Origin of the sequence: Oceanicoccus sp., from assembly GCF_029238675.1 — a bacterium.
In the GTDB taxonomy this organism is placed as follows: domain Bacteria; phylum Pseudomonadota; class Gammaproteobacteria; order Pseudomonadales; family Dasaniaceae; genus Oceanicoccus.
Map to the genome: position 1 here is coordinate 119,857 of NZ_JAQWFR010000023.1, position 25,490 is coordinate 145,346.

Genomic DNA, 25,490 nt, shown 5'->3' on the forward strand with positions numbered 1-25,490 from the left:
ATTGGACGCCGAGAGCTAACCCGGCGTCAAGTACAAGTGTTAGGCCAGGTCATCCATATACTTTTCAGCATCAAGGGCAGCCATACAGCCGGCACCGGCAGAGGTTACTGCCTGACGGTAGATGTGGTCAGCCACATCGCCGGCAGCAAAGACACCTTCAACACTGGTTTGCGTGGCTTTGCCTTCAAGACCGCTATTGATTTTGATATAGCCGTCTTTCATAGTGAGTTGGCCTTCAAAGATATCGGTATTAGGCTTGTGGCCAATGGCAATAAACACCCCGGCAACATCAATAGACTGCTTGCTATCGTCGACAGTGCTAGCCAGGTTAAGACCGGTTACACCCATATCGTCCCCGGTAATTTGTTCCAGAGTATGGTTCCAAAGTATCTTCACATTGCCGTTTTTCTCTTTCTCCAGAAGCTTATCACGCAGGATCTTCTCAGAACGCAAGCTATCGCGGCGATGAACCAAAGTTACTTCAGAGGCGAGGTTGGAAAGATAAAGCGCTTCTTCAACAGCAGTATTACCGCCACCAATCACTGCAACCTTCTTACCTCGGTAAAAGAAACCGTCGCAGGTGGCACAGGCACTAACACCTTTACCCATAAACTCTTCTTCCGAGGGTAGGCCCAAATATTGAGCGGAAGCACCGGTAGCAATGATTAATGAATCACAGCTATAAGTGGCGCTATTACCTTTCAGGATAAAAGGGCGCTGGTTCAGGTCGGTCTCCTCAATATGATCAAACAGGATTTGCGTATCAAAGCGTTCAGCATGTTGCTGCATCCTGACCATAAGATCGGGGCCTTGTAAGCCTTCAACATCACCGGGCCAGTTGTCCACCTCGGTGGTGGTAGTAAGCTGGCCACCTTGCTGCATCCCGGTAATTACCACTGGATTTAAGTTGGCACGGGCTGCATAAACCGCCGCTGTATAACCGGCAGGGCCAGATCCCAGAATAATTAGGGGATGGTGTTGTAGGTCGCTCATAAAATACCTTCTTCTGAACTGAGTATTAGTCAATCGGTGACAACTATTTCGTAGTAATAGGCCGTCGTTAAAAGTGTCGGCTATAATAGTGTAATTAACCGGCGCAATACATGTGTTATTGCAGCAAATCGCTGATTTAGATGGTAATATTGTGCCGTTTTCAATAATTAAAAGACCCGCAGGTGAATATTCTTCATCGGCAAAGGTTTTAAAAGCAACTTTTTTGTTTGTACTTTTAGTTGGGTACCAAGGGGATAGTGACGGTCTTGAATAAACAGGCCTCTGTTAATAAAACAAACAACCACCCGGTAGTAGAGAAATTTGTACCTCGCTTACGCGAAGGGGCCTTAATCGGCTTTGTGGCGGTTTTTCTCTATTTGATGATGGCGCTTTTGACCTATGACCAGGCGGACCCTGGTTGGTCACGCACTGGCAGTGGCGCTGCCGTTGCTAACTCCGGTGGCCCCACCGGTGCCTGGCTTGCCGATATCTTCCTCTCGCTGTTTGGCTATATGGCCTACTTATTTCCCCTGATGATTGGTTACCGGGCATGGATATTATTCCGCGAGCGTTATCAGCCCCAGCCCTTTGATTGGGCTTCCTTTGCGGTCCGGGTTATCGGTTTAATACTGGTAATGATTGCCAGCACCTCTCTGGCTATGATTGCTGACAGTGGTGACTCCGCAATGCCATTTGGCGCTGGTGGTGCCCTGGGGCAATCAGTGGGTTCATCCAGTATTGAGGCCTTTAGCCTTTTGGGCGGCAGGCTTATTCTGTTGGCGCTACTGCTATTTGGCATAACCATTTTTACCGATTTGTCCTGGCTGAAGTTAATGGATATGACGGGTGCCCGTACCCTGCAGTTGATAGCCCTGTTACGTGGCGGCCTTATCGCACGCTGGCATGCCTGGAAGGAAAAACGCGCTAAAGAAAAAATACAGCAGGAAAGAAAGGTTGTTATTGCCAAACAAGTAGAAAAAGAAAAAACTCGCAAGGCACCTAAGATACAGTTAATGCCGAAAAAACCGGAGAAAAGTGAACGGTCAGAGCGAGAAAAGCAGCGCCCCTTATTTAATGCACCGGTTGTTGGTACCTTGCCGCCACTGGATTTATTAGACCCCGCAGACGACTCCCATAAAAAAGGCTTTTCAGCCGATGCCCTGGAAGCCTTATCAAGATTGTTAGAGCACAAGCTCAAGGATTTTGGCGTGGTGGCAGAAGTCACTGAAGTTTTACCCGGACCGGTAGTTACGCGTTTTGAAATTCAGCCTGGTACCGGTGTTAAAGTCAGTAAGATTACTAACCTTGCTAAAGATATTGCCCGCTCTTTAGCGGTGATCAGTGTTCGTGTGGTTGAGGTTATTCCCGGTAAATCGGTTGTCGGTATCGAGATTCCCAACGAAGACAGGGCAGTGGTTAACTATCGCGATGTCTTATCATCCCAAGTCTATGAAAGTTCAAAATCCCCCTTAAGTATTGCCCTGGGGCATGATATTTCCGGGGAACCCATTGTCGCCGATTTAGGCAAGATGCCTCACCTGCTAGTTGCCGGTACCACCGGTTCTGGTAAGTCGGTGGGTGTTAACGCCATGCTGTTAAGCTTCCTCTATAAATCTACTCCAGCTGAAGTTCGCTTAATTTTGGTTGACCCCAAGATGCTTGAGCTTTCGGTGTATGACGGTATTCCGCATCTGTTAACGCCGGTTATCACCGATATGAAAGACGCGGCCAATGGCCTGCGCTGGTGCGTGGCTGAAATGGAGCGTCGCTACAAACTTATGGCTGCATTGGGTGTCAGAAACCTTGCGGGCTTTAATCGCAAAGTTGAAGATGCAGCCGCTGGCGACAACCCCATTGTCGATCCGTTATGGGTGCCCGAAGAAGTGTTTGATCCAGAAGCCGATCCGCAAGTTGCTCCACCACTGGAAACGCTGCCATCCATCGTTGTCGTTATCGATGAATTTGCCGATATGATGATGGTGGTCGGTAAAAAAGTTGAAGAGTTAATTGCCCGAATAGCACAAAAAGCCCGTGCAGCCGGTATTCATTTGATACTGGCAACGCAGCGTCCATCGGTAGATGTTATTACCGGTTTGATTAAAGCTAACGTTCCCTCGCGTATTGCCTTTCAGGTGTCATCGCGGGTCGATTCAAGAACCATACTGGACCAGGGTGGGGCAGAACAGTTGTTAGGTCATGGTGATATGTTGTATTTGCCGCCGGGCACCAGTTTGCCTGTCCGTGTTCATGGTGCCTTTGTCTCTGATGATGAGGTGCATCGTGTCGTTGCTGATTGGAAGCGCCGTGGCGAGCCTGCCTATATCGAAGGTTTATTGGATGAGGGCGCTAATGGCCCGGCTATCCCCGGCTTTACCGCCGAAGGTGGTAGCGGCGGCAGTGATGGCGATGATGAGAGTGATGCTTTATATGACGAAGCTGTGCACTATGTTACCCAGTCGCGACGCGCTTCGATTTCTTCGGTTCAGCGCAAGTTGCGTATCGGCTATAACCGCGCTGCACGTTTGATAGAGGCTATGGAAGCTGCAGGCGTGGTTACCGAAATGGGACACAATGGCAGCCGTGAAGTTTTAGCGCCGCCACCACCGTCAGAATAACCGCCCCAGAGAACCTTTGTTTTGAATCTATTTCGATCTGTTTTTCTGCTGCTTTTAAGCAGTTTTTCTTTAGTTGCTGCCAGTGAAACCGCTGTACAGCAACTAAGTGCCCAGCTACAAGCGATGAACAGCTTAACTGCAGAGTTTAAGCAAACGATTAATGATAATACCGGTGCAGTGTTACAAGAAGCCGAGGGCTCGCTGACGGTAAAACGCCCCAGACGCTTTCACTGGCGTACCGAACAGCCCTATGAGCATTTGGTAGTCACTGACGGCAAAGACCTCTGGTTGTACGATATTGATCTTGAGCAGATCACCCAGCAAGCCTTTACACCGGATTTAGACAAGGCACCGGCCCTGTTATTGAGTGGCGAGGTTGATGAAATCAGCAAGCAATACCAGGTTCAAGTCAGCAGCTCAGCGGATAACACACTGACCTTTACTTTAACCCCAAATCGCCCAGATAATCTTTTTAAGCAGCTGACCATCAGCTTTAATAACAAACAGCTGCAAGGGATGATATTAAAAGATAGTTTTGAACAGCTAACGACGATTATGTTTAGCAGCGTCAGATTAAATGTGGACGTTGCTGATAGTTTGTTCCTGTTTACACCCCCTGACGGTGTCGATGTTATTCGCGATGAACCGTAACCTCTTTGAACAACAACCGGTCTACCAACCATTGGCTGCCAAAATGCGGCCACGAAAGCTGGATGACTATATTGGCCAGCAGCATATTTTGGGGCAGGGCAAACCACTCCGTGAAGCCCTGGAAAACAATCAGTTGCACTCTATGGTGCTATGGGGTCCGCCCGGTGTCGGTAAAACATCCCTGGCCAAACTGGTCTCAGAGATCTGCGATGCGCATTTTATTACTTTGTCGGCAGTGCTGGCAGGCGTAAAGGATATTCGTGCAGCCGTAGAAGAGGCGAAGCATCATCAGTCCAGTGGCAGGCAAACCATACTGTTTATTGATGAGGTACATCGCTTTAACAAAGCTCAGCAAGATGCTTTCCTGCCTTATGTTGAAGATGGCACCGTTATTTTTATTGGCGCCACTACCGAGAACCCATCATTTGAATTGAATAACGCTCTGTTATCCCGTACGCGTGTGTATAAGCTACGCTCGCTGGACGATGAGGATATCGCCGCTATTATGCTTAATGCCTGCAAGCTGGATTCATCACTTAGTGTAAGCCTGGAGCAAGAGCAGCTGGATCAATTGTCCCTGGCCTCAGATGGTGATGCCAGGCGGGCTTTAAACCTGTTGGAGCTTTCATTAGAGTTGGCGCCAGAACAGGATGCGGTTAAGCATATTGATGCGGCTACCGTTGCGGAAGTACTGGATGGTTTTGTGCGCCGCTTTGATAAAGGTGGTGACCTGTTCTATGAGCAGATATCAGCCCTGCATAAATCCGTTAGAGGCAGCTCACCTGATGCAGCCCTGTACTGGTTTTGCCGTATGCTCGATGGTGGTTGTGATGCGCTCTATATAGCCCGCCGCGTAGTCCGCATGGCCAGCGAAGATATCGGCAACGCCGACCCAAGAGCCCTTGAGATTGCACTCAATGCCTGGAACGTACAGGAACGCTTGGGTAGTCCTGAAGGGGAGTTGGCCATTGCCCAGGCTGTGATTTATATGGCCAGCGCCCCCAAGAGCAACGCTGCCTATAAAGCCTTTAACCAGGCCATGGCTGATGTTCGTGAGCAGCCCAGTTACGATGTGCCGGTGCATTTACGCAATGCTCCGACTACGATGATGAAGGATTTGGGTTATGGCGGAGAGTATCGTTATGCCCATGATGAGCCTGAGGCCTATGCCGCCGGTGAAAATTACTTCCCGGAACAGCTCCAGGATACCGAGTATTACCATCCGGTAGACCGCGGTTTGGAAAAGAAAATTGCCGATAAGATGAATTACCTGCGTGAGCTGGATAAAAAGAGTAAAATACGCCGCTATTAAACAATAGATGATACGAATACAAATAATGATGTTATGACGCACCTACTAATGATTGCCGCTGGTGGAGCCGCTGGCGCACTTTGTCGCTACAGTTTGGTCAATTGGATTAACAGCTTTGCCCATAGTAAAACCCAGTGGGGTTTATTTCCTTTGGGTACACTGAGCGTTAATGTTATTGGCTCTTTTGCCATTGGTATTATGTATGTATTGATTGCGGAGCGTATGGCTCTGCACGCGGATTGGCGCAATGTGGCTATCATCGGTTTTTTAGGCGCATTTACGACGTTTTCGACTTTTTCGCTGGAGACGATTACGTTATTGGAGAACGGCCATTTAGCTCATGCATTGCTTTATGTGGTGAGTAGTTTATTGGTTTGTGTGCTTGCCGCATGGCTGGCTATCACTCTCACACGATTAATTTAAGAACGCTATTAAGGTTTAAGTAAGATGTTAGATATAAAGTTAATTCGTCAAAATGCCGAGCAAGTTGCAGAAAAACTTAAAAAGAAAAAGTTTGATTTTGATGTGGCTGCGTTTAGACAGCTGGATGAAGAGCGCAAGCAAGCGGACACTGAAAGCCAAAGTTTATTAGCTGAGCGCAAACAGGCTTCTAAAAAAATTGGTGAGCTGGTTAAGCAGGGTATACCTGTCGACGAAGCCAAGCAGACCGTTAACGAAACCCTGGCAAAAATTGAAGAGCAGCTTAATGCCTTAAAGCAAAAAGCCACGGCAGCGTCAGAAGCACTGGAAGCGCTGATGATGAGTATTCCGAATATTCCCGACGATGAAGTACCTGAAGGCAATGACGAAGATGCCAACGTTGAAGTTCTGACATGGGGTGAACCTCGCCAATTTGATTTTGAGGTCAAAGACCATGTCGATGTTGGTGAAGAAGTTGGTGGCCTTGATTTTGAACTGGCCAGTAAAATTACCGGCTCACGTTTTGCAGTTATGCAAGGCAGTATGGCAAGACTGCATCGAGCGTTAACTCAATTTATGCTCGACACTCATATCAATGAACATGGTTACAACGAAGTCTATGTACCGTTTATGGTCAACGCGGATTCTCTCCGTGGTACAGGGCAGCTGCCAAAATTTGAAGAAGACCTGTTTAAACTTGAAGGCGAGCAAAACTATTATTTAATCCCCACCGCCGAAGTACCGGTAACCAATATCGCCAGAGACACCATCTTTGAAGAAAAAGAGCTAGGCGATGGCTTGCGCTTTGTTTGTCATACCCCTTGTTTTCGAAGTGAAGCGGGCAGCTATGGCCGTGATACCCGCGGTATGATTCGTCAACACCAGTTTGAAAAAGTTGAGCTAGTTAAGATGGTTAAGCCAGGGCGGGCCGCTGCTGAACTGGAAACTTTAACCGAAAATGCCGAAGCTATTCTACAAAAGTTGAATCTCCCTTATAGAAAGGTGATTCTCTGTGGTGGTGATTTAGGCTTTTCTGCCCAGCGCACTTATGACCTTGAGGTTTGGTTACCGGGCCAACAGAAGTACCGTGAAATTTCTTCTTGTTCTAATTTTGGCGACTATCAGGCGCGGCGTATGCTTGCTCGCTGGCGCAATCCTGAAACTGGAAAGCCTGAGTTATTAAATACCATTAATGGCTCTGGTCTTGCCGTAGGTCGCACCCTGGTTGCGGTGCTGGAAAACTATCAAACTGCTGATGGTGGTGTTGAAATTCCTGAAGCCTTGCGCCCCTATATGGGCGGCGCAAGCAAACTATAACGGCAGCTGAGCTAATGGATTTTTTACCACTCTATTTTCAACTAAAAAATAAACCCTGTGTCATTATTGGTGGTGGCGCCGTGGCTTTGCGTAAAGCCACGCTGCTGCAAAAATCCGGCGCTATCATTTATATTGTTGCCCACGATGTGCTGCCAGAGTTAGAGCAGTTGGTGCAATCAACCGGCGGCAGTATTCGTATCGGTGATTATTCAACAGCAGATATTGAAGGCCGATTTTTAATTGTTGCCGCCACCGATGACCTGGCATTAAACAAACAGGTGTCTGAGGATGCTCATCAACGCCATGTACCTGTTAATGTGGTTGATAGTCCGGAGCTGTGCAGTGTTATCCTTCCTGCCATTATTGATCGCTCGCCTTTAGTGATAGCGGTTTCAAGTGGCGGTAAGTCACCGGTGCTTGCCAGAATGCTGCGCTCAAAAATAGAGAGTTTGGTCCCTGCGGCTTATGGTCGTCTTGCCAGCTTAGTAGGTGGTTTCCGCGATAAGGTTAAGCTCAGTTATAAAACCGTGGATGAACGGAAAAACTTTTGGGAAGACGTATTAGATGGACCTATTGCCGAAATGGTATTTGCCGGCAAAGAATCTGTTGCTCAAGAGATGTTGGCACAACGCCTGGATGATGACCCCGTTGAGATGATGAATGGCGAGGTCTATTTGGTGGGTGCAGGCCCGGGCGACCCAGACCTACTGACCTTTAGAGCACTTCGCTTAATGCAGAAAGCCGATGTGGTTCTTTACGATCGCCTGGTTGCTGATCAAATTATAGATCTTACCCGTCGCGATGCTGAAAGAATTTATGTGGGTAAAAAACGCTCTGATCATGCCGTGCCCCAGCAAGATATTAACCAGATGCTGGTTAAGCTGGCTAAGGAGGGCAAGCGTGTGCTGCGCTTAAAGGGTGGCGACCCCTTTATCTTTGGCCGCGGTGGTGAAGAAATAGAAGAGCTCGCTTCGCACAATATTCCTTTTCAAGTGGTACCCGGTATTACCGCAGCTTCTGGCTGCTCGTCCTATGCCGGTATTCCCTTAACACATCGCGACTATGCCCAGTCAGTACGTTTTGTTACTGGTCATTTAAAGAATGGTACAGCTGATTTACCCTGGCCTGAATTGGTGCACACTAAACAAACCCTGGTTTTCTATATGGGGCTGGTAGGCTTGCCAACCATTTGCCAGAAACTGATTGAGTACGGACGTGATACACAAACCCCCATTGCGCTGATACAGCAAGGTACAACTGAGCATCAGCGTGTGCTGGTAAGCACGCTAAAAGAAATGCCCGAAAAAGTGGTAAAAGAGCAGGTTAGGCCGCCAACTTTGCTGATTGTCGGCGAAGTTGTCACCTTAAGAGAAAAGTTGGCATGGTTTGAGCATTGATTAGGTAGATTGAACCAAATAGACAGAACCAAAAAGACCGAAAGCATCCAAACAAGACGTAGACTTAGTGATTTATTACCGTGGATAGCTATCCCGTCACGCTAAAGTTTTTAGTCACCCTGTCGATAGTTTGGATATAGGAGGCAAAAATGGTTAATTTTCCAACAACATATGCTACACCCAGCTCAACAGCGCCCAGCAAAACCGCAAACCAGCCCAGAGTAGTGCAGTCCAGCGCAACTGGTAAGCGTGAAGCTGGTGCTATTGATCGGCGGTTAAATAGGGATCGCCGTGGTCGCACTAGTGCCAAGCAGGTTATGGACCGTAGAAGCGGGCCAGAAAGACGCCGCTCCTCGATTAGTTTTAACGTGTAATCACACCCCGTCATTCCCGCGAAGGCGGGAATCCAGCGCTGTAGATTTCCGCTTTAGCGGAAATAACAGCATAAGCATGCAGGCTGGATTCCCGCCTTCGCGGGAATGACAGTAAGTTAGGGGTTGGTAGCCATTTTCTTCACGCCGTAAACCGGCAGTGCATCCATCAGAATATGACCAGCCTCAGTAAGTAGAGGATCAATTTCCTCCTCTTCATCTTCTTCGGTTTTATCTTCCACTTCTTGATCAGCCTCTTCGGCTTGCTCTTCTTCATCTAAAGAAGCCAGTGGGTCCAAACCTTTGGCAGTGCGGCGTGCATTTTCAATCACCAGTGCTTTCGCTTTATCTTCGTCTTGCTCAGCGAGGCGAGTTTTCTCATTTAAGCTTATTGAGGTCACAGCACGTGACTCTTCCAGCAGTTCAAGTTGTGCTTCCAGAAAGATAAAGTCAGGGTCAGTTTTTAAACGCCCCGCATGTTTGCTTTTCAGTTGGGGCATAATCGCCGGCAGATTAAAATAGCGGTGGTGCCTGATGGGGTCAATGCGGTCCCATGCTAGTGCGTTATCCAAAGAGCTTTCACCCACTTTTTCTTTATCATAGATAGCCGGGAATTCGATATCTGGAATGACACCACGGTGCTGCGTACTTTCACCGGAAATACGGTAGAACTTGGATTCAGTAATTTTTAACTGACCTTGCTTAAGCGGTGTTAATGATTGCACCGTGCCTTTACCAAATGACTGGGTACCCACCACAATGCCGCGCTGGTAATCCTGAATAGCGCCGGCAAAAATTTCAGAGGCAGAGGCGCTTAGGCGATTGATTAAAACCACTAATGGCCCTTGGTAATAAGGGCTTCTCGCACGTTTGCCATCGCGATAAACCTGCTTATTGGAATGCCTTATCTGAACGGTAGGACCTTGCTCGATAAACAAACCGGTTAATTGATTTGCCTCCTGTAAGGAGCCGCCGCCATTTTCCCGTAAATCGATAATGATGCCATCAACACCTTCTTCAATGAGTTCTGATAACAACTTGCTAACATCCCGCGTGGTGCTCTTATATTGCGGGTCGCCTTTGCGCATCGCTTCAAAATCAATATAAAAAGCAGGAATATCGATAATCCCTATCTTAGACAGCTTGTCGTTGTGGTAGATATCCAGCACTTTTTTCTGGGCGCTTTGTTCTTCCAGTTTTACAGTGTCTCGTACAATTTCAATAATCTTATGTTCGTCATCAGTTTTGGCGCTAACCGGAATAACCTCAAGGCGAACCTTGCTACCTTTCTTACCCCGGATCAGTTTGACGACCTCATCCAGTCTTAAGCCAATAACGTCTTCAATTTCACCATCATCTTGTGCGACACCCACAATACGATCAGAGGGTTGTAGTTGACCTTGTTTATCAGCAGGCCCTGCATGCACAAGGCGTACAACTTTGGTGAACTCATCTTCTGTTTGTAGCACAGCACCAATCCCTTCAAGGGAAAGGCTCATATTGATATTAAAGTTTTCAGAGGTTGTGGGTGACAAATAATTGGTATGGGGATCATAGAGAGCCGTCATTGAGTTCATATAAATCTGGAAGGCATCTTCCGAAGTGGACTGCTGAACCCGGTTTAGCTGGTTCTGGTAGCGCTTAATTAGCAGTGGGGCAATTTCAGCTTCTTCTTTGTTGGCGGCACGTAAGCTGATCACCCGGCTTTTAATAATCTTGCGCCATAACTCATCGGCTTCAGCCGAGTTAGTGGGCCAGGGCGTCTCCTTGCGGTCAAGTTCCAGTGATTCATCTCGTTCAAAGTCCATTGAAGCGACCAACTCAGGCAGCTTTTCAATAATGGAATTAAGTCGGGCCACCAGGCGTTGCTGATAGCGGTTAAAGATAATATAACCGGGATTGAGGTCCCCCTTATTCATGGTGTTATCAATGGTGTAGCGATACTGCTCAAATTCTTCCAGGTCAGCGTTTAAAAACAGGCTTTTATTGCCATCCAGCCGCTTCAGGTAATTATCGAAGATACGCGATGACATGCGGTCATTGAGGGTTTGGGTAATATAGTGGCGCTGGCCAAGCTTGTTGATAATATCCAACGCGGTTTTGGATTGCTGCTTGCTATAGGTGATATCGCCCTTTGGGGGTTCTACTTTGGCGCTAATGGCCGAAGAAGCTAGTAGGGTGGTCAGTAGTGCAGTGCAAACGGCGATAAAACGGGCACGGTTTGTAACGGTCATAAATGTTTATCTCAACAGGCTCTTAGCAAAACAGAGCGACAATATGGCATTAAGTTCAGTGAAATGGCGATATCCAAGCCAATAGGCGAGTCACTATAAGACAACTTAGGGTGATATTAATAGTGAGTAGCGGTCTTGGGTGGCTGTACTAGTGATGCTTTCATTCTATATATTACTTTAAATAGATCCCTTAACTACTTGAATCTATTATTTATTGTCCGCCTTTTTTACACGAATTGTGCTGCCTTCAAGGTCAATGGCATTCAGTGTTTTTATAGCGGCTTTAGCCTCGCCCGGGTTTGGCATCTCTACAAAGCCGAAACCCTTGGAGCCTCCGGTTTTTTGGTCCATCACTACATTACAGGACTGAACGCTGCCGTGGGCCTGAAACAGCTCAAGGATAGTGGCTTCAGTTGTGCTGCGACTTAAATTACGGATTAATACTTTCATGGATTTGCCGTGATGGTTTAAAGTGGGCGGGCTATGTTAACAGCATGTATGGCTAGCTCCCAGTAAAGGTTTAAGGATTTATGAGTAAACAACAACCGAACAACCCCCTGCATGGTCTTACCCTTGAGGCTATTCTTAGTAATCTGGTGGAGCATTACGGCTGGGATGGCCTGGGCAGTAAAATTGATATCCGCTGTTTTAATAATGACCCTTCGATTAAATCCAGCCTTAAGTTCCTTAGAAAAACACCCTGGGCCAGGCAAAAAGTAGAGCAGCTGTATTTGGATACCCAAAACAGCGTATGGCTAAAAGGCGAATAATAATCCATCAGCTCATAGCAACTCTGCTAAAATAGCCGCAAAAATCCCCACTGGAAGCCTGAATTGTCATTACTTACAGATCTGCCCCTGCACAAACAACTCTTTAAAGCGCTGGATAAGCTGGGCTTTACCGAGGCCACCAAGGTGCAGGCCGAGGCTATCCCTGCCGCTATTTCCGGTAAGGACCTTTTGGTGTCAGCGCAAACGGGAAGTGGTAAAACGGCTGCTTTTCTGCTGCCCATTTTGCACCGGCTGCTGGAACAGGAATCACCTAACACCGGCACCAGGGCGCTAATTCTGTTACCAACCCGCGAGCTTGCCCTGCAAACAAAAAAGCATTTCGAGCAGCTTGCCGCTTTCACCTATCTAAAATGCGGTTTGATTATCGGTGGCGAGGCCTATAAGCATCAGGTAGCTACCCTGCGGAAAAACCCTGAAGTATTAATAGCAACACCCGGGCGCCTCGTTGATCATATTGAGAAGGGCAATCCTGACTTTAGGGATTTGGAAGTATTAGTGCTGGATGAAGCTGATCGTATGTTGGATATGGGCTTTGCCATAGCCATGCATACCATTTCCGAATACAGCAACTCCAGCCGACAAAACCTGTTATTTTCTGCCACCCTGGATACAAAGGGTATGGATAGGGTGATAGCCAGCTTTTCTGACCCGCAGACCATTGAGATAGATTCCCATCGTCAACAGCATAGTCATATTCTCCAGCAGATGGTTTTAGCTGACGATATTAAACATAAAGAGACGTTGGTGGATGCCATTGTTACAGAAGAGGGTGCGCAAAAAGTCTTTATCTTCTGCAATAAGCGCGTTCAATGTGAGCAGCTCAGTCATTTCCTCAAGTATAAAAAAAGAAGGGTTAACTTTCTGCATGGTGATATCCCTCAGAATGATCGCAAGCAAATTATGAATAGCTTTCGACAAGGGGCTATTCAAATATTGGTAGCCACCGATTTAGCCGCCCGGGGATTGGATATCAATGATGTAGACCTGGTGATTAACTTTGCAGTGGCTCATTCCGGAGATGATCATGTTCATCGTGTCGGTCGTACCGGCAGAGCGGGGAATGAAGGTAAGGCCATTAGCCTGGTCAATGCCGATGAATGGAATCAGATGTCCAGTATTGAACGCTATCTTAAAATCCGTTTTGAGCGTCGTGTGATTAAGGATTTAAAAGCCAACTATACCGGCCCAAAAAAGCTGAAGAAATCCGGCAAACCAGCAGGTTCGAAAAAGAAAAAAACGGATAACAAGAAAGCCAAGCCAGGTAAGCGACCGAGTAGTAGCAAAAAAGTAAGGCGGGTTACCGGAGATGGTCTTGATGTTATCCGTAAGAAGTAGCGCCTGATGAAAGCCTGTAACCAGTGCGGCAAATGCTGTATTAATTATAGTGATGGAGGTCTAACGGCCTCCGATGAAGATATAGAAGGCTGGGAGATATTTAAACCAGATATTGCACGTTATGTGCGGGGCGGTAAGTTATGGTTCTCTCCCGATACTGGCGAACAATTAACGCGTTGCCCGTGGTTAGTGCAATTAGACGAAAAGCCCAGTTACGGCTGTTCAATTTATGAGGATAGGCCTGAAGATTGCCGTCATTACCCGGTGACTATTAATGATATGATCAAGGATGACTGCGAGATGATTGAGCTTAAAGACCTTGCTGATCGAAAACAGGCACAGCAGACTTTGGATGGTTTAATGATGGATAGCCGCCCCCCTTTGGGCGGATAACACCACCACCAACGTCGTTCCCGCCCTCGAGTGCATTTATCGGGGGCGGGAACGACATATATAATAGAAAGCTTATGAACCGAAAAAAGAAGATCAACAAAATTCTTACTAAAAAAGCCAAAAAGGCTAACGTTAAGACCAATCCAAAAAATAAGCCCCGCTATATCTCAAAGGCTGAGCGAGCCACGTCAGAACACAATAGAAGGCAGAATGAAAAACAGCAAGAGAGCCAATAAACCATGATCAATAACGATATTTTAAGACGACTGCGTTATACCTTTGACCTGGCCGATACCAAAATTGTTTCAATGTTTGCGTTGGTTGATGTGGAGGTTGACGCTGCTGAGGTCACTGCATGGCTAAAAAAGGATGATGATCCGTGGTTTAAAAGTTGTTCCGATGTAAAGATGGCCACTTTTCTCAATGGATTTATCGTTGCTCGTCGCGGCAAAAAGGAAGGGCCAACACCGGTTGCTGAAAAGCAGTTGGATAACAATATTGTGCTGAGAAAATTAAAAATCGCGATGGATTTTAAAAGCGATGATATTCAGGCGGTATTACAGTCCGCAGGGCTAACCATTAGCGATCATGAATTAAGTGCTTTGTTTCGTAAAAAAGGCCATAAGCATTATCGCGAATGCAAAGACCAGATTTTGCGCAACTTTCTTGAAGGCTTGCGGCTGAAATACCGCCCATAAGCTGTGTGTAGTGGGTTTTAAATCGCCCGGTTATTGAACGCAGAAAGAGCAGGAGCTAGCCACTAGTTTTCCTGCATGGCGATGACGTTGGGGTCTAACAACCCCGTCCTTCATGCTCATTGCTTTATAGAGTTGATTCTCTTGTTTGATCACATCATATTCGTGAGCATAAGGATATAACACACTATTCATACCCCCCTGGGCAATAAAGGTTTTTGTCTTTAGCAATGCACTACGTGCATGCAGTAATTCATGCAACAGAGCATCAGCAGGGGAGGCGATACAAGCATTGGCTTGAGTTTCACAGCTGCGGTGTGAGCGAAGTTTTGCCGCGGCGCGGCTATCAAATCGAATCTCTACGGCTTGTACCTGAAAGGCATTGCCTCGCACTTCCGTTTCAAAAGTATTATCAGCATGTTGCAGTTGCCAGGGCTGGTCGGCAATGCTGGTGATAAGTGCAACTGCCTCAGGGTATTGGCTTAGGTAGCGGGAAATTTGCACCAGGTCGGCTTCAATATGGCTGGGGTCATTAGCAGCAGATTGATAATGGTCCAGCAAGATACTTTCAATAATTTCACTATCTTCCGATGACGCAAATTCATATTCAAAGTGACTATCATCAACCTGATGGTCGAGACTGGTTTTCTCTGATAAGTCTGCCGCTTCAGGGTCGGGGTGAAATAAACTCAGTACCGAGTGCCCCTGCTGGTTTTGGAAACCGCCATGGGCTGAAGGCTTTTCAGCCGCAACGGCGGCATTTAAACCCATCGACAAGACAATCACCGGCAGCCATGCACGGCGGCGGCCATGTTTATCCGGGCTTTCTTTGCTTCGTCTATCAGCGACTAATGCGTAGCTATTAGTCTCGGCATAGTCCTGTAGTTGTTGGTAGAACTCTGGATCACGAAGCGCCAGATCATGGGCATGAACCAGGGTTTCCTGGCCTTTAATCACACAGGGGTGAACAAAGTTACCCTCAATGGAGCATTGAGAGGACATCAGGCGCTTGAGTAGCACCTTGGTGTTATATAAAGCAGTCTGTGACCGAGAGGCTTTCACGCGGGAAGCAGTCCCTGTTGTTGTAGGTATTGTTGTAGGTATTTATTAAAAATAGAGGGAGTCAAGCAAAGGTTCAAGTTCTAGAATAGGTAATTATCCCATTCAGTGCTTTTTAATAACCAAAAGTAAGCTAGTTTGCTTAGCTAATATGCTTTAGATGGGGTTGAACGGTTTGTAGCAACGCCTTAAAGCATTTTGGGTTGCCCGCTACAATATTGCCAGACTCCATAAAACCGCTGCCGCCGTTAAAGTCAGAGACTAAACCGCCGGACTCCCTAACCAGCAAAACGCCTGCGGCAATATCCCATTTGTTGAGGGCAATTTCCCAGAAAGCATCTAAACGGCCAGCGGCAACATAGGCCAAATCCAGCGATGCAGCGCCGGCGCGGCGGATGCCTGCGGTTTGGCTGGCTACCGCTGCAAGGCTTTGGGTGTAGGCGGGGATATAAACTTCGCTTCTGGACTTAAAGGGAATACCGGTACCGATTAAGGTTCCATCCAGTGATTTATTGGCGCTGACCCGCATACGGCGGCCATTAAGCTGGGCGCCTTTGCCGCGGCTGGCGGTAAACTCTTCACGGCGAATAGGGTCAAGAATAACGGCATGCTCCAGTTGGCCTTTATACATACAGGCAATAGAGATAGCGAAGTGGGGGATGCCCCTTACAAAGTTAGTAGTACCGTCGATAGGGTCAATAATCCATTGGTAGTCACTGTCGGCATTACCTTGCAGGCCGCCTTCCTCGCCTAAAAAAGCATGGTCAGGGTGGGCTTTGGAAATATGGTAAATCACCTCTTTTTCTGCCGCCTGGTCAATCTCGGTAACAAAATCATTGGCACACTTTTCTTTAACTTCCAGCATATCGATTTGTTCAGTGGCGCGGGCAACAATTTCACCGGCGTTTCTGGCGGCTCGCAGAGCGATATTTAACATGGGTTCCATGGGCAAACCTTGGCTAGATGATTAAGGAGGGCATTTCGGCGGCGGATTATAGCAGCAGTGTTAGCAAACTAGAAACGTCAATTGTGGCTATCTACCACTAAATCCGCTTCCATAACGGATTCCCCCTATCGCCAAGCTGAAATTCTGATAAAATCCGCGGCCTTTCAACGATGAATGCAAAGCAGGTTTCCGTGACTACAGCCAATCCTCTCCATAACGCCCGTGTTGTACTGGTACATACTTCCCACCCAGGCAATATCGGGGCCGTGGCCCGCGCTATGAAAAATATGGGCTTAAAGGACTTATGCCTGGTCAAACCCAAGGACTTCCCCCATGAGCGGGCTGGCTGGCGTGCCGCCAGTGCGGTGGACTTATTAGACAATGCTACGGTGGTAGAAACCCTTGAAGAGGCCGTGGCTGATTGCGGCTTGGTAGTAGGCACCAGCGCCCGTGGCCGTCGCATCCCCTGGCCGCTGGTTAACCCCAGAGTCTGTGCCGATAAGATTTACCCTGAATTATCCCAGCATCCGGTAGCATTGGTATTTGGTCGTGAAGACCGCGGTTTAACCAATGAAGAACTGCAGGCCTGCCATTTACACGTCAATATTCCCGCCAGCGAAGACTATACCTCCCTGAATTTGGGTATGGCAGTACAGGTCGTGACCTATGAACTACGTATGCGCCACTTGGAAGCGGAGCTTAGTGGTGATGAAATGCAGGAATGGGACACACGCTTTGCCCGGGTTGATGAGGTAGAGCGTCTTTATACTCACCTGGAAGAAACCCTTATTGATATGGAATTCCTCAACCCTGAAGCCCCCAAGCAGCTAATGACCAGACTACGCCGTCTATACAGCCGCACCCGCATGGATGACCTTGAAGTCCAGATGATGCGCGGCATTCTCACCTCAACCCAGCAGTGGGTCAATAAGGGAAAAGCTAAAGAGTAGGGTGGATTGTAATCCACCTTAGGGCCTGTATAATCCCACGCGCAGTGTGGTTATTGCTTGATCACACCATCCCTCTCGATAAAACCCAGTAAATTAGTTGGTTTTATAATTGACTAAAATAGTCGGTTATTGCACTATTGTGGCATCCATTAACCTGACGGATTTCCATTATGCGACTAACAACAAAAGGTCGATATGCAGTTACGGCGATGCTGGATTTAGCTATTCATTCTAACGCTGGCCCCATCAGCCTGGCAGATATTTCAAGACGCCAGGGTATTTCATTGTCTTATCTAGAGCAGCTATTTGCCAAATTGCGCCGCAATGAGTTGGTGACCAGTGTGCGCGGTCCCGGTGGTGGTTACTTGTTAAGCCGTATCAGCGAGAACATTTTTGTTGCCCAGATCGTAGATGCAGTCAATGAAAGTATTGATGCTACTGGTTGCGGTGGAACGGGTGATTGTCAGGATGGAGAGAAATGCCTAACACATCATTTATGGTGTGACCTTAGCGACCAGATTCATAGTTTTTTAAGTGGTATCAGCCTTGCCAGTTTGGTGGCCCGACGCGATGTGCAGGATGTCGTTGCTCGCCAGGAAGGCCGCGAGGAAAAAGTTGAAACCATTCCGCTGTCATCCATCGTATAAACTTTTTAGAGATTGATTATGCCGTTGCCCATTTACCTTGATTATGCCGCGACTACGCCGGTTGATCCGAGCGTGGCAAAAGTTATGGCTGGCTGTTTAACCAGCGACGGTATTTTTGCCAACCCTGCATCCCGTTCCCATATCTTCGGTTGGCAGGCGGAAGAACAAATAGAGATGGCCAGGCGCAATGTAGCGGAATTAATTAACTGCGACCCCAGGGAAATAGTCTGGACCAGCGGTGCCACTGAATCGAATAACCTGGCACTTAAAGGTATTTTTGAAACTGAAAACTACCAGGGTCATTTGATTACGTCGGTTATTGAACATAAGGCGGTGATTGATCCCGCTAAATGGCTGGAGCAAAAAGGCGTTAGTGTTACCTGGTTAGAGCCTGGCACCGAAGGTGTTATTAGTGCAGAGCAAGTTCAACAAGCGTTAAAGCCAGATACCAAACTTGTTAGCATTATGCAGGTTAATAACGAAACCGGTGTGATTAATCCTATCGCCGAGATTGGAAAAATTTGTCGCGACAATAATGTGTTACTACATGTTGATGCCGCCCAGGCCGCTGGCAAAGTACCTGTTGATATTAAGGCTTTACAAGCGGACTTAATGAGTTTATCGGCCCATAAATTTTACGGGCCCAAAGGTGTAGGTGCGCTTTATGTTCGTCGCCCGCTACAGACACAGTTGCAAGCCCAGATTCACGGTGGCGGCCATGAGCGTGGTATGCGTTCAGGTACTTTGGCTACCCATCAACTAGTAGGTATGGGCGAGGCTGCAAAACTGGTGATTGCGCAGCTGCAGGACGAAGCACTACGAATAGAAAAGCTGCGCGACCTTTTATGGTCCGGCATTGCCGATTTGCCCGGCGTAAAAAGAAACGGCAGTACAGAAAGTGTTAGCCCCGGACATTTAAATGTCCGCTTTAGCGGGGTAGATGGTGAAACATTATTACTATCACTCAGAGAGTTAGCGGTTTCCACCGGCTCAGCCTGTACCTCGGCTAGTATGGAGCCGTCCTACGTATTAAAAGCGATGGGCGTTAGTGATGAAGATGCCCATAGCTCAATTAGGTTTTCACTTGGCCGTTTTACCACGGCGGAGAATATCAGCGGAGCAGTGGCGCATATTCGTACTATCTATACACAATTACAACAGGCCCATGCGGATTAAGCTGGCTTGTAAGTTATGAGAGTTAAACCATGACAGAACAAATTAACCAGGCCATAAATCGAGAGTACGAAGCAGGCTTCGTGTCCGATATTGAGTCTGAAACCTTTGAACCCGGATTAGATGAAGATGTGATTCGTCGTATATCCACCATGAAAAATGAGCCGGAGTGGATGCTGGAATGGCGTCTAAAAGCCTTCGCACTCTGGCAGAAAATGGAAGAGCCGGAATGGGCTCATGTCCACTACCCGGAAATTAACTTCCAGGATATTTCTTACTATTCAGCACCTAAAAGCATGGCCGATAAGCCAAAGTCTTTAGATGAGGTGGATCCTGAGTTACTGGCTACCTATGACAAATTGGGTATTCCATTACTTGAACAGCAAATGCTAGCCGGCGTAGCGGTTGATGCGGTGTTCGATTCCGTTTCCGTAGTCACCACCTTCCGTGAAAAGCTGGCGGAGTCCGGTGTTATTTTTTGCCCCATCTCTGAAGCGATTCAGGAATATCCTGAATTAGTGAAAAAATATCTCGGCAGTGTGGTTCCCCAGCGCGATAATTATTACGCCGCATTAAACTGCGCAGTGTTTACCGATGGCTCCTTTGTTTATATCCCCAAAGGCGTTCGCTGCCCAATGGAGTTATCCACATACTTTCGTATCAATGAAATGAATACCGGGCAATTTGAGCGCACTTTAATTATTGCCGATGAAGGCAGTCATGTGAGTTATCTTGAAGGTTGTACAGCACCACAGCGTGATGAAAACCAATTGCATGCCGCAGTCGTTGAACTGGTAGCTTTAGATAACGCAGAAATTAAATACTCTACCGTGCAAAACTGGTATCCCGGTGATGAAAATGGCAAGGGTGGTATTTACAACTTTGTAACCAAGCGCGCCGTTTGTCATACCAGTGCCAAGGTTTCCTGGACCCAGGTTGAAACTGGTTCTGCGGTAACCTGGAAATACCCTAGCTGCATTTTGCGTGGTGATAATAGTATCGGTGAGTTTTACTCGGTGGCATTAACTCGCGGTATGCAGCAAGCCGATACCGGCACTAAAATGATACATATGGGTAAAAACACCAAGTCCACTATTATCTCCAAAGGGATATCGGCGGGGCGCAGTAATAATAGCTACCGTGGTTTAGTGCGTATGGGCCCCCGTGCCGATGGCGCCCGTAACTTTACCCAGTGTGATTCATTATTAATTGGCGGCCAATGTGGTGCCCACACTTTCCCCTATGTAGAAAGCAAAAATCCTTCTGCGATAGTGGAGCACGAAGCTACCACCTCAAAGGTTTCAGACGATCAAATGTTTTTATGCCAGCAGCGCGGCTTGGATCCAGAAAAAGCGGTGTCGATGATTGTGAATGGCTTTTGCAAAGAAGTATTTAAAGAATTACCGATGGAGTTTGCCGTAGAAGCGGGCAAGCTGTTAGAGATTAGTTTAGAAGGTTCAGTAGGATAAAACATGTTATCAATTAAAAATTTACAAGCTAGTGTTGAAGAAAAAGAGATTCTTAAAGGTCTTGATCTTGAAGTTAAGCCTGGTGAGGTTCACGCCATTATGGGCCCCAACGGTGCAGGTAAAAGCACCATGGGTTATGTGATGTCTGGTCGTGAAGGCTATGAAGTTAACGAAGGTTCAGTCACGTTGGATGGTGTAGATTTGTTAGGGCTGGAAGCTGAGGAGCGCGCCCGTGCCGGCTTATTCTTAGCCTTTCAATATCCGGTAGAAATTCCTGGTGTTAGCAATCTTGAATTTATGAAGGCTGCGGTAGATGCTCAGCGCGAAGCTAAAGGTGAAGAAGCCGTTAGCTCAAAAGATTTCCTAAAAATGGCCCGTGAAGCCTGTAAGCAGGTTCATCTTCCCGCTGAATTTTTAAAGCGTGGTGTCAATGAAGGCTTTTCCGGTGGTGAGAAAAAGCGTAATGAAATTATGCAGATGCTCTTACTAAAGCCAAAGCTATGTATTCTTGATGAGTCGGATTCCGGTTTGGATATCGACGCACTGCAAGTGGTTGCGGAAGGTGTTAATAGTCAGCGTTCTCCAGATCGCAGTTTTATTGTAGTCACTCACTATCAGCGTCTACTTGATTATATTAAGCCTGATTTTGTACACGTTTTATCTGATGGCAAGATCGTAAAAAGTGGCGATGCTTCTCTGGCGCTTGAGCTGGAAGAGCAGGGCTATAACTGGTTGACTGAGCAACGGGAGCAGTCTGCATGAGCGATTGGTTAGGTAGGGCTGTTAGCCGAGCTGAGCAGGTAAGCGATTGGTTGTCGCCACAGCGACAAGCCTCCTTAGCTCTATTGCGTGAAGCGCAATGGCCAACACGAAAAACTGAAGCCTGGAAATATACCCCAGTACACGTATTGGCGGATGCTGAATTTGCGGCTGCTGCTAATAGCGAGCTGGCTGCTGCAGAAGCGATTGAGGGTCTAAATAGTATTGAGCTGGTTTTTACTGATGGTGTGCTGCAGTCAGAGTTATCGCAACTACCTGAAGGCCTAACTATCGTACCGCTGGCTGATGCTTCTTCAGAAACCCGGCAGTGGGCTGCTGAAGCGTTTAGTGCCGCTAAACCCTCTAAGCATTTATTTGGATTGGTCAATGATGTGCTGGCTACGGCGGGTGTGATTATTGATGTGGCTGAAGGCGTAAGCATAGAGCCAGTTATCAGGATTGTTCATCGCATTGGCAAAGATTGTGAAGCGCATAACCGTGTCTTGGTTCGTATTGCTAAAAATGCTTCTGTGACAGTGGTTGAAGACTTCTCCGGTGAAGAGAAAAGTTTTAATACCGGCTTTGCAGAATATACCTTGGCAGAATCAGCCTCCCTTGAGCACTACCGTTTTGCTTTGCAAACCGGTGCCGCATTAAGTGTAGGTGGTAGTCACTTTAACCTGGCCGACAAGGCCCAGCTTAATAGCACGCTGGTAGGTTTCGGTAGCGAATTATCTCGCCTTGATGTCGATGTTAATCATACTGGCGAACATGCTTTTGCCAAGTTGAATGCCATTTACTTATTAGACGGTAATGAGTTATTTGATTTGCATAGCACTATTGAACACATGGTGCCAAACGGCACGACTGAAGAAAATGTACGCGGCATAGTCGCTGATCATTCTCGGGCAGTCTTTAACGGTCGTATCCATATCCATCGCGATGCGCAAAAGACCTTGGCGGAACTCAATAACCGCAATCTATTGATGTCCAGAGATGCGGAAATCAATACCAAACCCGAACTTGAAATTTACGCCGATGATGTGCGTTGCGCCCACGGTGCCACCATCGCCGAAATTGATAAAGGGGCTTTATATTATTTACGGTCCCGTGGTGTCAGCAAAGCGCAGGCACAAATTATGTTGAGCTTTGGTTTTATCAATGAGCTGGTTGATCAAATGCCTAATCAAGTACTGGCCGAGTGGTTGCGTCCGCAGTTGCGTCAACGCTTTGCCAATATGGAAGTGAAGTAATGAGCCCTACAGCCAAACAAGTAGCTAAGCAGGCAGATGCAGTGTTTGATGTTGAAGCCATCCGCCAGCAGTTTCCTATTTTATCTCGTGAGATAGATGGTAAACCGTTGGTGTATTTGGATAACGCCGCTACAACGCAAAAGCCTCAGTGTGTGATTGATGCTTTGGTGGATTATTACAGTACCTGTAATTCCAATGTGCACCGCGGTGCGCATCAGTTAGCTGATGAAGCTACCCGTCGTTATGAAGGTGCTCGCGATACAGTTGCAGAATTTATTAACGCCAATTCACGCAATGAAGTGATTTGGACTAGCGGAACCACTGAGTCGATTAATGTCGTGGCTAACGGTTTAGCGCAACTGCTAAGCAGTGATGATGAAGTGCTGGTCACTGAAATGGAGCATCACGCTAATTTAGTCACTTGGCAGCAGGCCTGTAAGCGTTCCGGTGCTAAGTTAGTAGTTGTGCCGATTAAAGATAATGGCGAGTTAGATGGCGAACAATTTTCTGCCTCATTAAGTACGCGTACCAAGTTGGTTACCTTTCCTCATGTCTCTAACGCATTGGGAACATTAAACCCCATTGCGGATTTAACAGCGCAGGCCAAAGCGGTTAATGCATGGGTATTAATTGATGGTGCTCAGGGTATTGCTCACGAAGCGGTTGATGTGCAGGCTCTGGGTTGTGACTTCTATGTTTTCTCTGGTCATAAGTTGTTTGGCCCAACCGGCATTGGTGTGCTTTGGGGTAAAGAAGATTTACTGGCCGAATGGCCTGTGTGGCAAACCGGCGGTGAAATGATTTCAGAGGTCACCTATGACAACGCTGTGTGGAATGTATTGCCTTATAGGCTTGAAGCTGGAACGCCTAATATATCAGGTGCTATCGGTCTGGCAGAAGCTGTTCGCTGGTTTTCTAAATTTGATATGGAAGCCGTGCAAGCTCACGAAGCGGCTTTATTAGAAAGTGCTACTCGACAAGCCGAAGCCTTTGAGGGCTTGACTATTGTCGGTTCCGCCCCCAATAAAGTGGGAGTGCTAAGTTTTGTGATGGATGAGGGTCATCCCGCTGATATTGGTTTTTTATTAGACCGACAGGGTGTAGCCATTCGTACTGGTCATCACTGTGCAGAGCCCTTAATGGGGCGTTTAGGTGTGCCGGGTACAGCCCGCGCCTCCTTCTCAATTTATAATACGCTGGATGAAGTAGATGCTTTATTTGCAGCCTTAAACAAAGTTAAAACCATGCTTGCCTAAAAAACAGCGTCATTCCCGCGCAGGAACGTCATTCCCGCGCAGGCGGGAACCCAGCACTGTAGATTCCCGCCTACGCGGGAATGACAGCATGCTTTTCGGGCGCAAGTTTTAGCAGGAAAACCAACTTTCCAAAATAATCTTAGCCGCCAAACTGTCTACATTATTTTTTTTAAAATCCCGCGACCCCGTCTGTTGAATAATCTCCCCTTTGGCCTCAAAACTACTGAGGCGCTCATCCGCCATTTCAAAGGGCAAACCAAAGCGTCCATGCAAGCGATTGGCAAATTTTTTCGCCCGCACCCCAATCTCGGAAGGGCTACCATCCATATTTAATGGCAACCCCACCAGCAATAAATTCGGCTGCCATTCATCAATCAGCTTTTTAATATCATCCCAATGTGGAATGCCGTCTCTGGCTTTTAAATCGGCAAGGGGGTTGGCGGTTCGGGTAATGGATTGTCCTACGGCGACACCGATGCTTTTGGTGCCGTAATCAAAACAGAGAATGGTTGTTGCTTTAGGAGGTGTAGCTGCGGTCATTCCCTAAGCGTGCCCGGCGGTGGGTGAGATCAGGGATAAATCGATACCCATGGTTGCCGCTGCCGCTTTGGCGCGTTGCTCGACCGGGGTATTAAAAATAATATTGCTATCGGCGGGGGCAGTTAGCCAGGCATTGTCGGCTAACTCACTTTCCAGTTGTCCCTCAGACCAGCCCGCATAACCCAACGCAACAATGCTATCGCTGGGGCCTTCATCGTGGGCAATAGCGGTCAAGATATCCTGCGAGGTGGTTAGGGCAATCTGGTCGGATACTCGAATGGTGGAATCCCAATGATCGTCCGTATTGCGATGCAAGACAAAACCACGGTCCATATGCACCGGGCCGCCGGCCAGAATTTGGTCCTGGTGTGGCGTTTGAATATTGTCGATTTCAAGGTGCTCGAAAATTTCATCGAGACTTAAATCCAGCGGGTGGTTAATTACAATACCCATAGCCCCTTGTTCATTGTGCTCGCAGATATAGGTAATGCTGTGGGCGAAAATGCCGTCGCCAATAGAGGGCATGGCAATGAGGAAGTGATCTTTAAGGCTGGTCATATTGTCCATAAGTTCATTATTGGGATTGCGGGAGCTGAAGACAAGGATTATCTGTTAGAAAAGCGGAAAATATTCATGTCATTCCCGCCCGCACGGGAATGAGGATTATAAAGGGGCCTGTAGGGCGGATTGCAATCCACCCTACGTACTGGAGGAAAGCTTGTCTTTGTGGAAGCGCCAGGTGCGGATGATTTCCAGTACATCGACATTGCGTTGCATGGCTTGGGGGAAAGGGTCATAGGGGGCGGCTAAGTGCACGATTTTCAGGGCTGCCTGGTCAAGAATTTTGTGGCCAGAGGATTGGAGGATTTTTACCTGATAGACATCGCCATTGGGCAGTATTGAAACCACCATCC

General features: G+C 47.5%; 27 protein-coding genes. 19 read left to right on the forward strand and 8 right to left on the reverse strand.

Translation table 11 applies throughout. The annotated features are described in order from the left end of the window. Positions 1–39: 39 nt before the first annotated feature. Complete coding sequence (gene trxB, locus P8H32_RS07930) at positions 40–993, reverse strand: thioredoxin-disulfide reductase (RefSeq protein ID WP_297292719.1); 954 nt, start codon at positions 991–993, stop codon at positions 40–42. A gap of 112 nt (positions 994–1,105) precedes the next feature. On the opposite strand from trxB, the gene P8H32_RS07935 reads away from it, so the two are divergent. From P8H32_RS07935 to cysG, 7 genes are read left to right on the forward strand one after another with little or no spacing between them, the layout of a single operon-like run. Continuing rightward, positions 1,106–1,267 (forward strand): hypothetical protein, encoded by a 162-nt coding sequence (locus P8H32_RS07935; RefSeq protein ID WP_297292718.1) that lies wholly within the window; start codon positions 1,106–1,108, stop codon positions 1,265–1,267. Further along, a complete protein-coding gene (locus P8H32_RS07940) occupies positions 1,260–3,608 on the forward strand; it encodes a DNA translocase FtsK (RefSeq protein WP_301089116.1) in 2,349 nt (782 codons plus the stop codon). Before P8H32_RS07935 ends, P8H32_RS07940 begins: the two co-directional genes overlap by 8 nt. 21 nt (positions 3,609–3,629) lie before the next feature. Beyond that, on the forward strand, positions 3,630–4,259 hold the full coding sequence (gene lolA / locus P8H32_RS07945) for an outer membrane lipoprotein chaperone LolA (protein ID WP_301089093.1): 630 nt from the start codon (positions 3,630–3,632) through the stop codon (positions 4,257–4,259). Beyond that, positions 4,249–5,571 (forward strand): replication-associated recombination protein A, encoded by a 1,323-nt coding sequence (locus P8H32_RS07950; protein WP_297292715.1) that lies wholly within the window; start codon positions 4,249–4,251, stop codon positions 5,569–5,571. The genes lolA and P8H32_RS07950 overlap by 11 nt, the downstream gene beginning before the upstream one ends. 33 nt (positions 5,572–5,604) lie before the next feature. Then, the gene (crcB, locus tag P8H32_RS07955; RefSeq protein ID WP_297292714.1) at positions 5,605–5,994 is read left to right on the forward strand and encodes a fluoride efflux transporter CrcB; all 390 of its coding nucleotides are present in this window, start codon (positions 5,605–5,607) and stop codon (positions 5,992–5,994) included. Between the two features lie 24 nt (positions 5,995–6,018). After that, entirely contained in the window at positions 6,019–7,308 is a 1,290-nt protein-coding gene (serS, locus tag P8H32_RS07960; protein WP_297292713.1) for a serine--tRNA ligase, read from the forward strand. A 14-nt stretch (positions 7,309–7,322) separates the two neighbouring features. Beyond that, positions 7,323–8,705, forward strand: a complete 1,383-nt coding sequence (gene cysG, locus P8H32_RS07965; protein WP_297292712.1) for a siroheme synthase CysG — start codon at positions 7,323–7,325, stop codon at positions 8,703–8,705. 490 nt (positions 8,706–9,195) lie between these two features. Here the strand turns inward: cysG and P8H32_RS07970 are convergent, their stop codons facing one another. Together P8H32_RS07970 and P8H32_RS07975 are read right to left on the reverse strand one after the other, a co-directional pair. Next, positions 9,196–11,310 (reverse strand): carboxy terminal-processing peptidase, encoded by a 2,115-nt coding sequence (locus P8H32_RS07970; protein WP_297293190.1) that lies wholly within the window; start codon positions 11,308–11,310, stop codon positions 9,196–9,198. A 207-nt stretch (positions 11,311–11,517) separates the two neighbouring features. Beyond that, entirely contained in the window at positions 11,518–11,760 is a 243-nt protein-coding gene (locus P8H32_RS07975; protein ID WP_297293191.1) for an RNA-binding protein, read from the reverse strand. An 80-nt stretch (positions 11,761–11,840) separates the two neighbouring features. Here P8H32_RS07975 and P8H32_RS07980 point away from each other — a divergent pair, with 80 nt between their 5' ends. The 5 genes from P8H32_RS07980 to P8H32_RS08000 all read left to right on the forward strand — a co-directional run bounded on the left by P8H32_RS07980 (position 11,841) and on the right by P8H32_RS08000 (position 14,527). Continuing rightward, positions 11,841–12,080, forward strand: a complete 240-nt coding sequence (locus P8H32_RS07980) for a VF530 family protein (protein ID WP_297293192.1) — start codon at positions 11,841–11,843, stop codon at positions 12,078–12,080. A 63-nt stretch (positions 12,081–12,143) separates the two neighbouring features. After that, complete coding sequence (locus P8H32_RS07985) at positions 12,144–13,436, forward strand: DEAD/DEAH box helicase (RefSeq protein ID WP_301089095.1); 1,293 nt, start codon at positions 12,144–12,146, stop codon at positions 13,434–13,436. A 6-nt stretch (positions 13,437–13,442) separates the two neighbouring features. Further along, entirely contained in the window at positions 13,443–13,829 is a 387-nt protein-coding gene (locus P8H32_RS07990; protein WP_301089097.1) for a YkgJ family cysteine cluster protein, read from the forward strand. 74 nt (positions 13,830–13,903) lie between these two features. Continuing rightward, positions 13,904–14,065: a DUF2986 domain-containing protein gene (locus P8H32_RS07995; protein ID WP_367279177.1), complete on the forward strand. Its 162-nt coding sequence runs from the start codon at positions 13,904–13,906 to the stop codon at positions 14,063–14,065. A 3-nt stretch (positions 14,066–14,068) separates the two neighbouring features. Then, on the forward strand, positions 14,069–14,527 hold the full coding sequence (locus P8H32_RS08000) for a DUF1456 family protein (protein WP_301089099.1): 459 nt from the start codon (positions 14,069–14,071) through the stop codon (positions 14,525–14,527). A 30-nt stretch (positions 14,528–14,557) separates the two neighbouring features. Here P8H32_RS08000 and P8H32_RS08005 read toward each other — a convergent pair whose 3' ends face one another. Both P8H32_RS08005 and P8H32_RS08010 read right to left on the reverse strand, forming a co-directional pair. Further along, positions 14,558–15,586 carry a hypothetical protein gene (locus P8H32_RS08005; protein ID WP_301089101.1) on the reverse strand — a complete coding sequence of 343 codons (1,029 nt, stop codon included), beginning with the start codon at positions 15,584–15,586 and terminating at the stop codon, positions 14,558–14,560. A 139-nt stretch (positions 15,587–15,725) separates the two neighbouring features. Then, positions 15,726–16,529 carry an inositol monophosphatase family protein gene (locus P8H32_RS08010; protein WP_297291511.1) on the reverse strand — a complete coding sequence of 268 codons (804 nt, stop codon included), beginning with the start codon at positions 16,527–16,529 and terminating at the stop codon, positions 15,726–15,728. Between the two features lie 170 nt (positions 16,530–16,699). Between P8H32_RS08010 and trmJ the strand changes: the two genes are divergently transcribed. The 7 genes from trmJ to P8H32_RS08045 all read left to right on the forward strand — a co-directional run bounded on the left by trmJ (position 16,700) and on the right by P8H32_RS08045 (position 24,036). Beyond that, positions 16,700–17,479, forward strand: coding sequence for a tRNA (cytosine(32)/uridine(32)-2'-O)-methyltransferase TrmJ (gene trmJ, locus P8H32_RS08015; protein WP_301089103.1), 780 nt, complete (start codon positions 16,700–16,702; stop codon positions 17,477–17,479). Positions 17,480–17,649: 170 nt separating this feature from the next. After that, positions 17,650–18,126 carry a Fe-S cluster assembly transcriptional regulator IscR gene (gene iscR / locus P8H32_RS08020; protein WP_297292591.1) on the forward strand — a complete coding sequence of 159 codons (477 nt, stop codon included), beginning with the start codon at positions 17,650–17,652 and terminating at the stop codon, positions 18,124–18,126. 18 nt (positions 18,127–18,144) lie between these two features. After that, the gene (locus P8H32_RS08025; protein ID WP_297292592.1) at positions 18,145–19,302 is read left to right on the forward strand and encodes an aminotransferase class V-fold PLP-dependent enzyme; all 1,158 of its coding nucleotides are present in this window, start codon (positions 18,145–18,147) and stop codon (positions 19,300–19,302) included. Positions 19,303–19,331: 29 nt separating this feature from the next. Next, positions 19,332–20,768, forward strand: coding sequence for a Fe-S cluster assembly protein SufB (sufB, locus tag P8H32_RS08030; RefSeq protein ID WP_297292593.1), 1,437 nt, complete (start codon positions 19,332–19,334; stop codon positions 20,766–20,768). Between the two features lie 3 nt (positions 20,769–20,771). Beyond that, positions 20,772–21,530, forward strand: coding sequence for a Fe-S cluster assembly ATPase SufC (gene sufC, locus P8H32_RS08035; RefSeq protein WP_297292594.1), 759 nt, complete (start codon positions 20,772–20,774; stop codon positions 21,528–21,530). Further along, positions 21,527–22,780 carry a Fe-S cluster assembly protein SufD gene (gene sufD / locus P8H32_RS08040; protein ID WP_301089106.1) on the forward strand — a complete coding sequence of 418 codons (1,254 nt, stop codon included), beginning with the start codon at positions 21,527–21,529 and terminating at the stop codon, positions 22,778–22,780. The genes sufC and sufD overlap by 4 nt, the downstream gene beginning before the upstream one ends. Further along, entirely contained in the window at positions 22,780–24,036 is a 1,257-nt protein-coding gene (locus tag P8H32_RS08045; RefSeq protein ID WP_297292596.1) for an aminotransferase class V-fold PLP-dependent enzyme, read from the forward strand. The genes sufD and P8H32_RS08045 overlap by 1 nt, the downstream gene beginning before the upstream one ends. Positions 24,037–24,144: 108 nt before the next feature. Here P8H32_RS08045 and ruvX read toward each other — a convergent pair whose 3' ends face one another. From ruvX to P8H32_RS08060, 3 genes are all read right to left on the reverse strand, one after another. Further along, positions 24,145–24,576 carry a Holliday junction resolvase RuvX gene (gene ruvX / locus P8H32_RS08050; RefSeq protein ID WP_301089108.1) on the reverse strand — a complete coding sequence of 144 codons (432 nt, stop codon included), beginning with the start codon at positions 24,574–24,576 and terminating at the stop codon, positions 24,145–24,147. A 3-nt stretch (positions 24,577–24,579) separates the two neighbouring features. Next, positions 24,580–25,143 carry a YqgE/AlgH family protein gene (locus tag P8H32_RS08055; protein WP_301089109.1) on the reverse strand — a complete coding sequence of 188 codons (564 nt, stop codon included), beginning with the start codon at positions 25,141–25,143 and terminating at the stop codon, positions 24,580–24,582. Between the two features lie 132 nt (positions 25,144–25,275). Next, positions 25,276–25,490 (reverse strand): TonB family protein (locus P8H32_RS08060; RefSeq protein ID WP_301089110.1); only part of this gene is annotated, 215 nt, incomplete at its 5' end.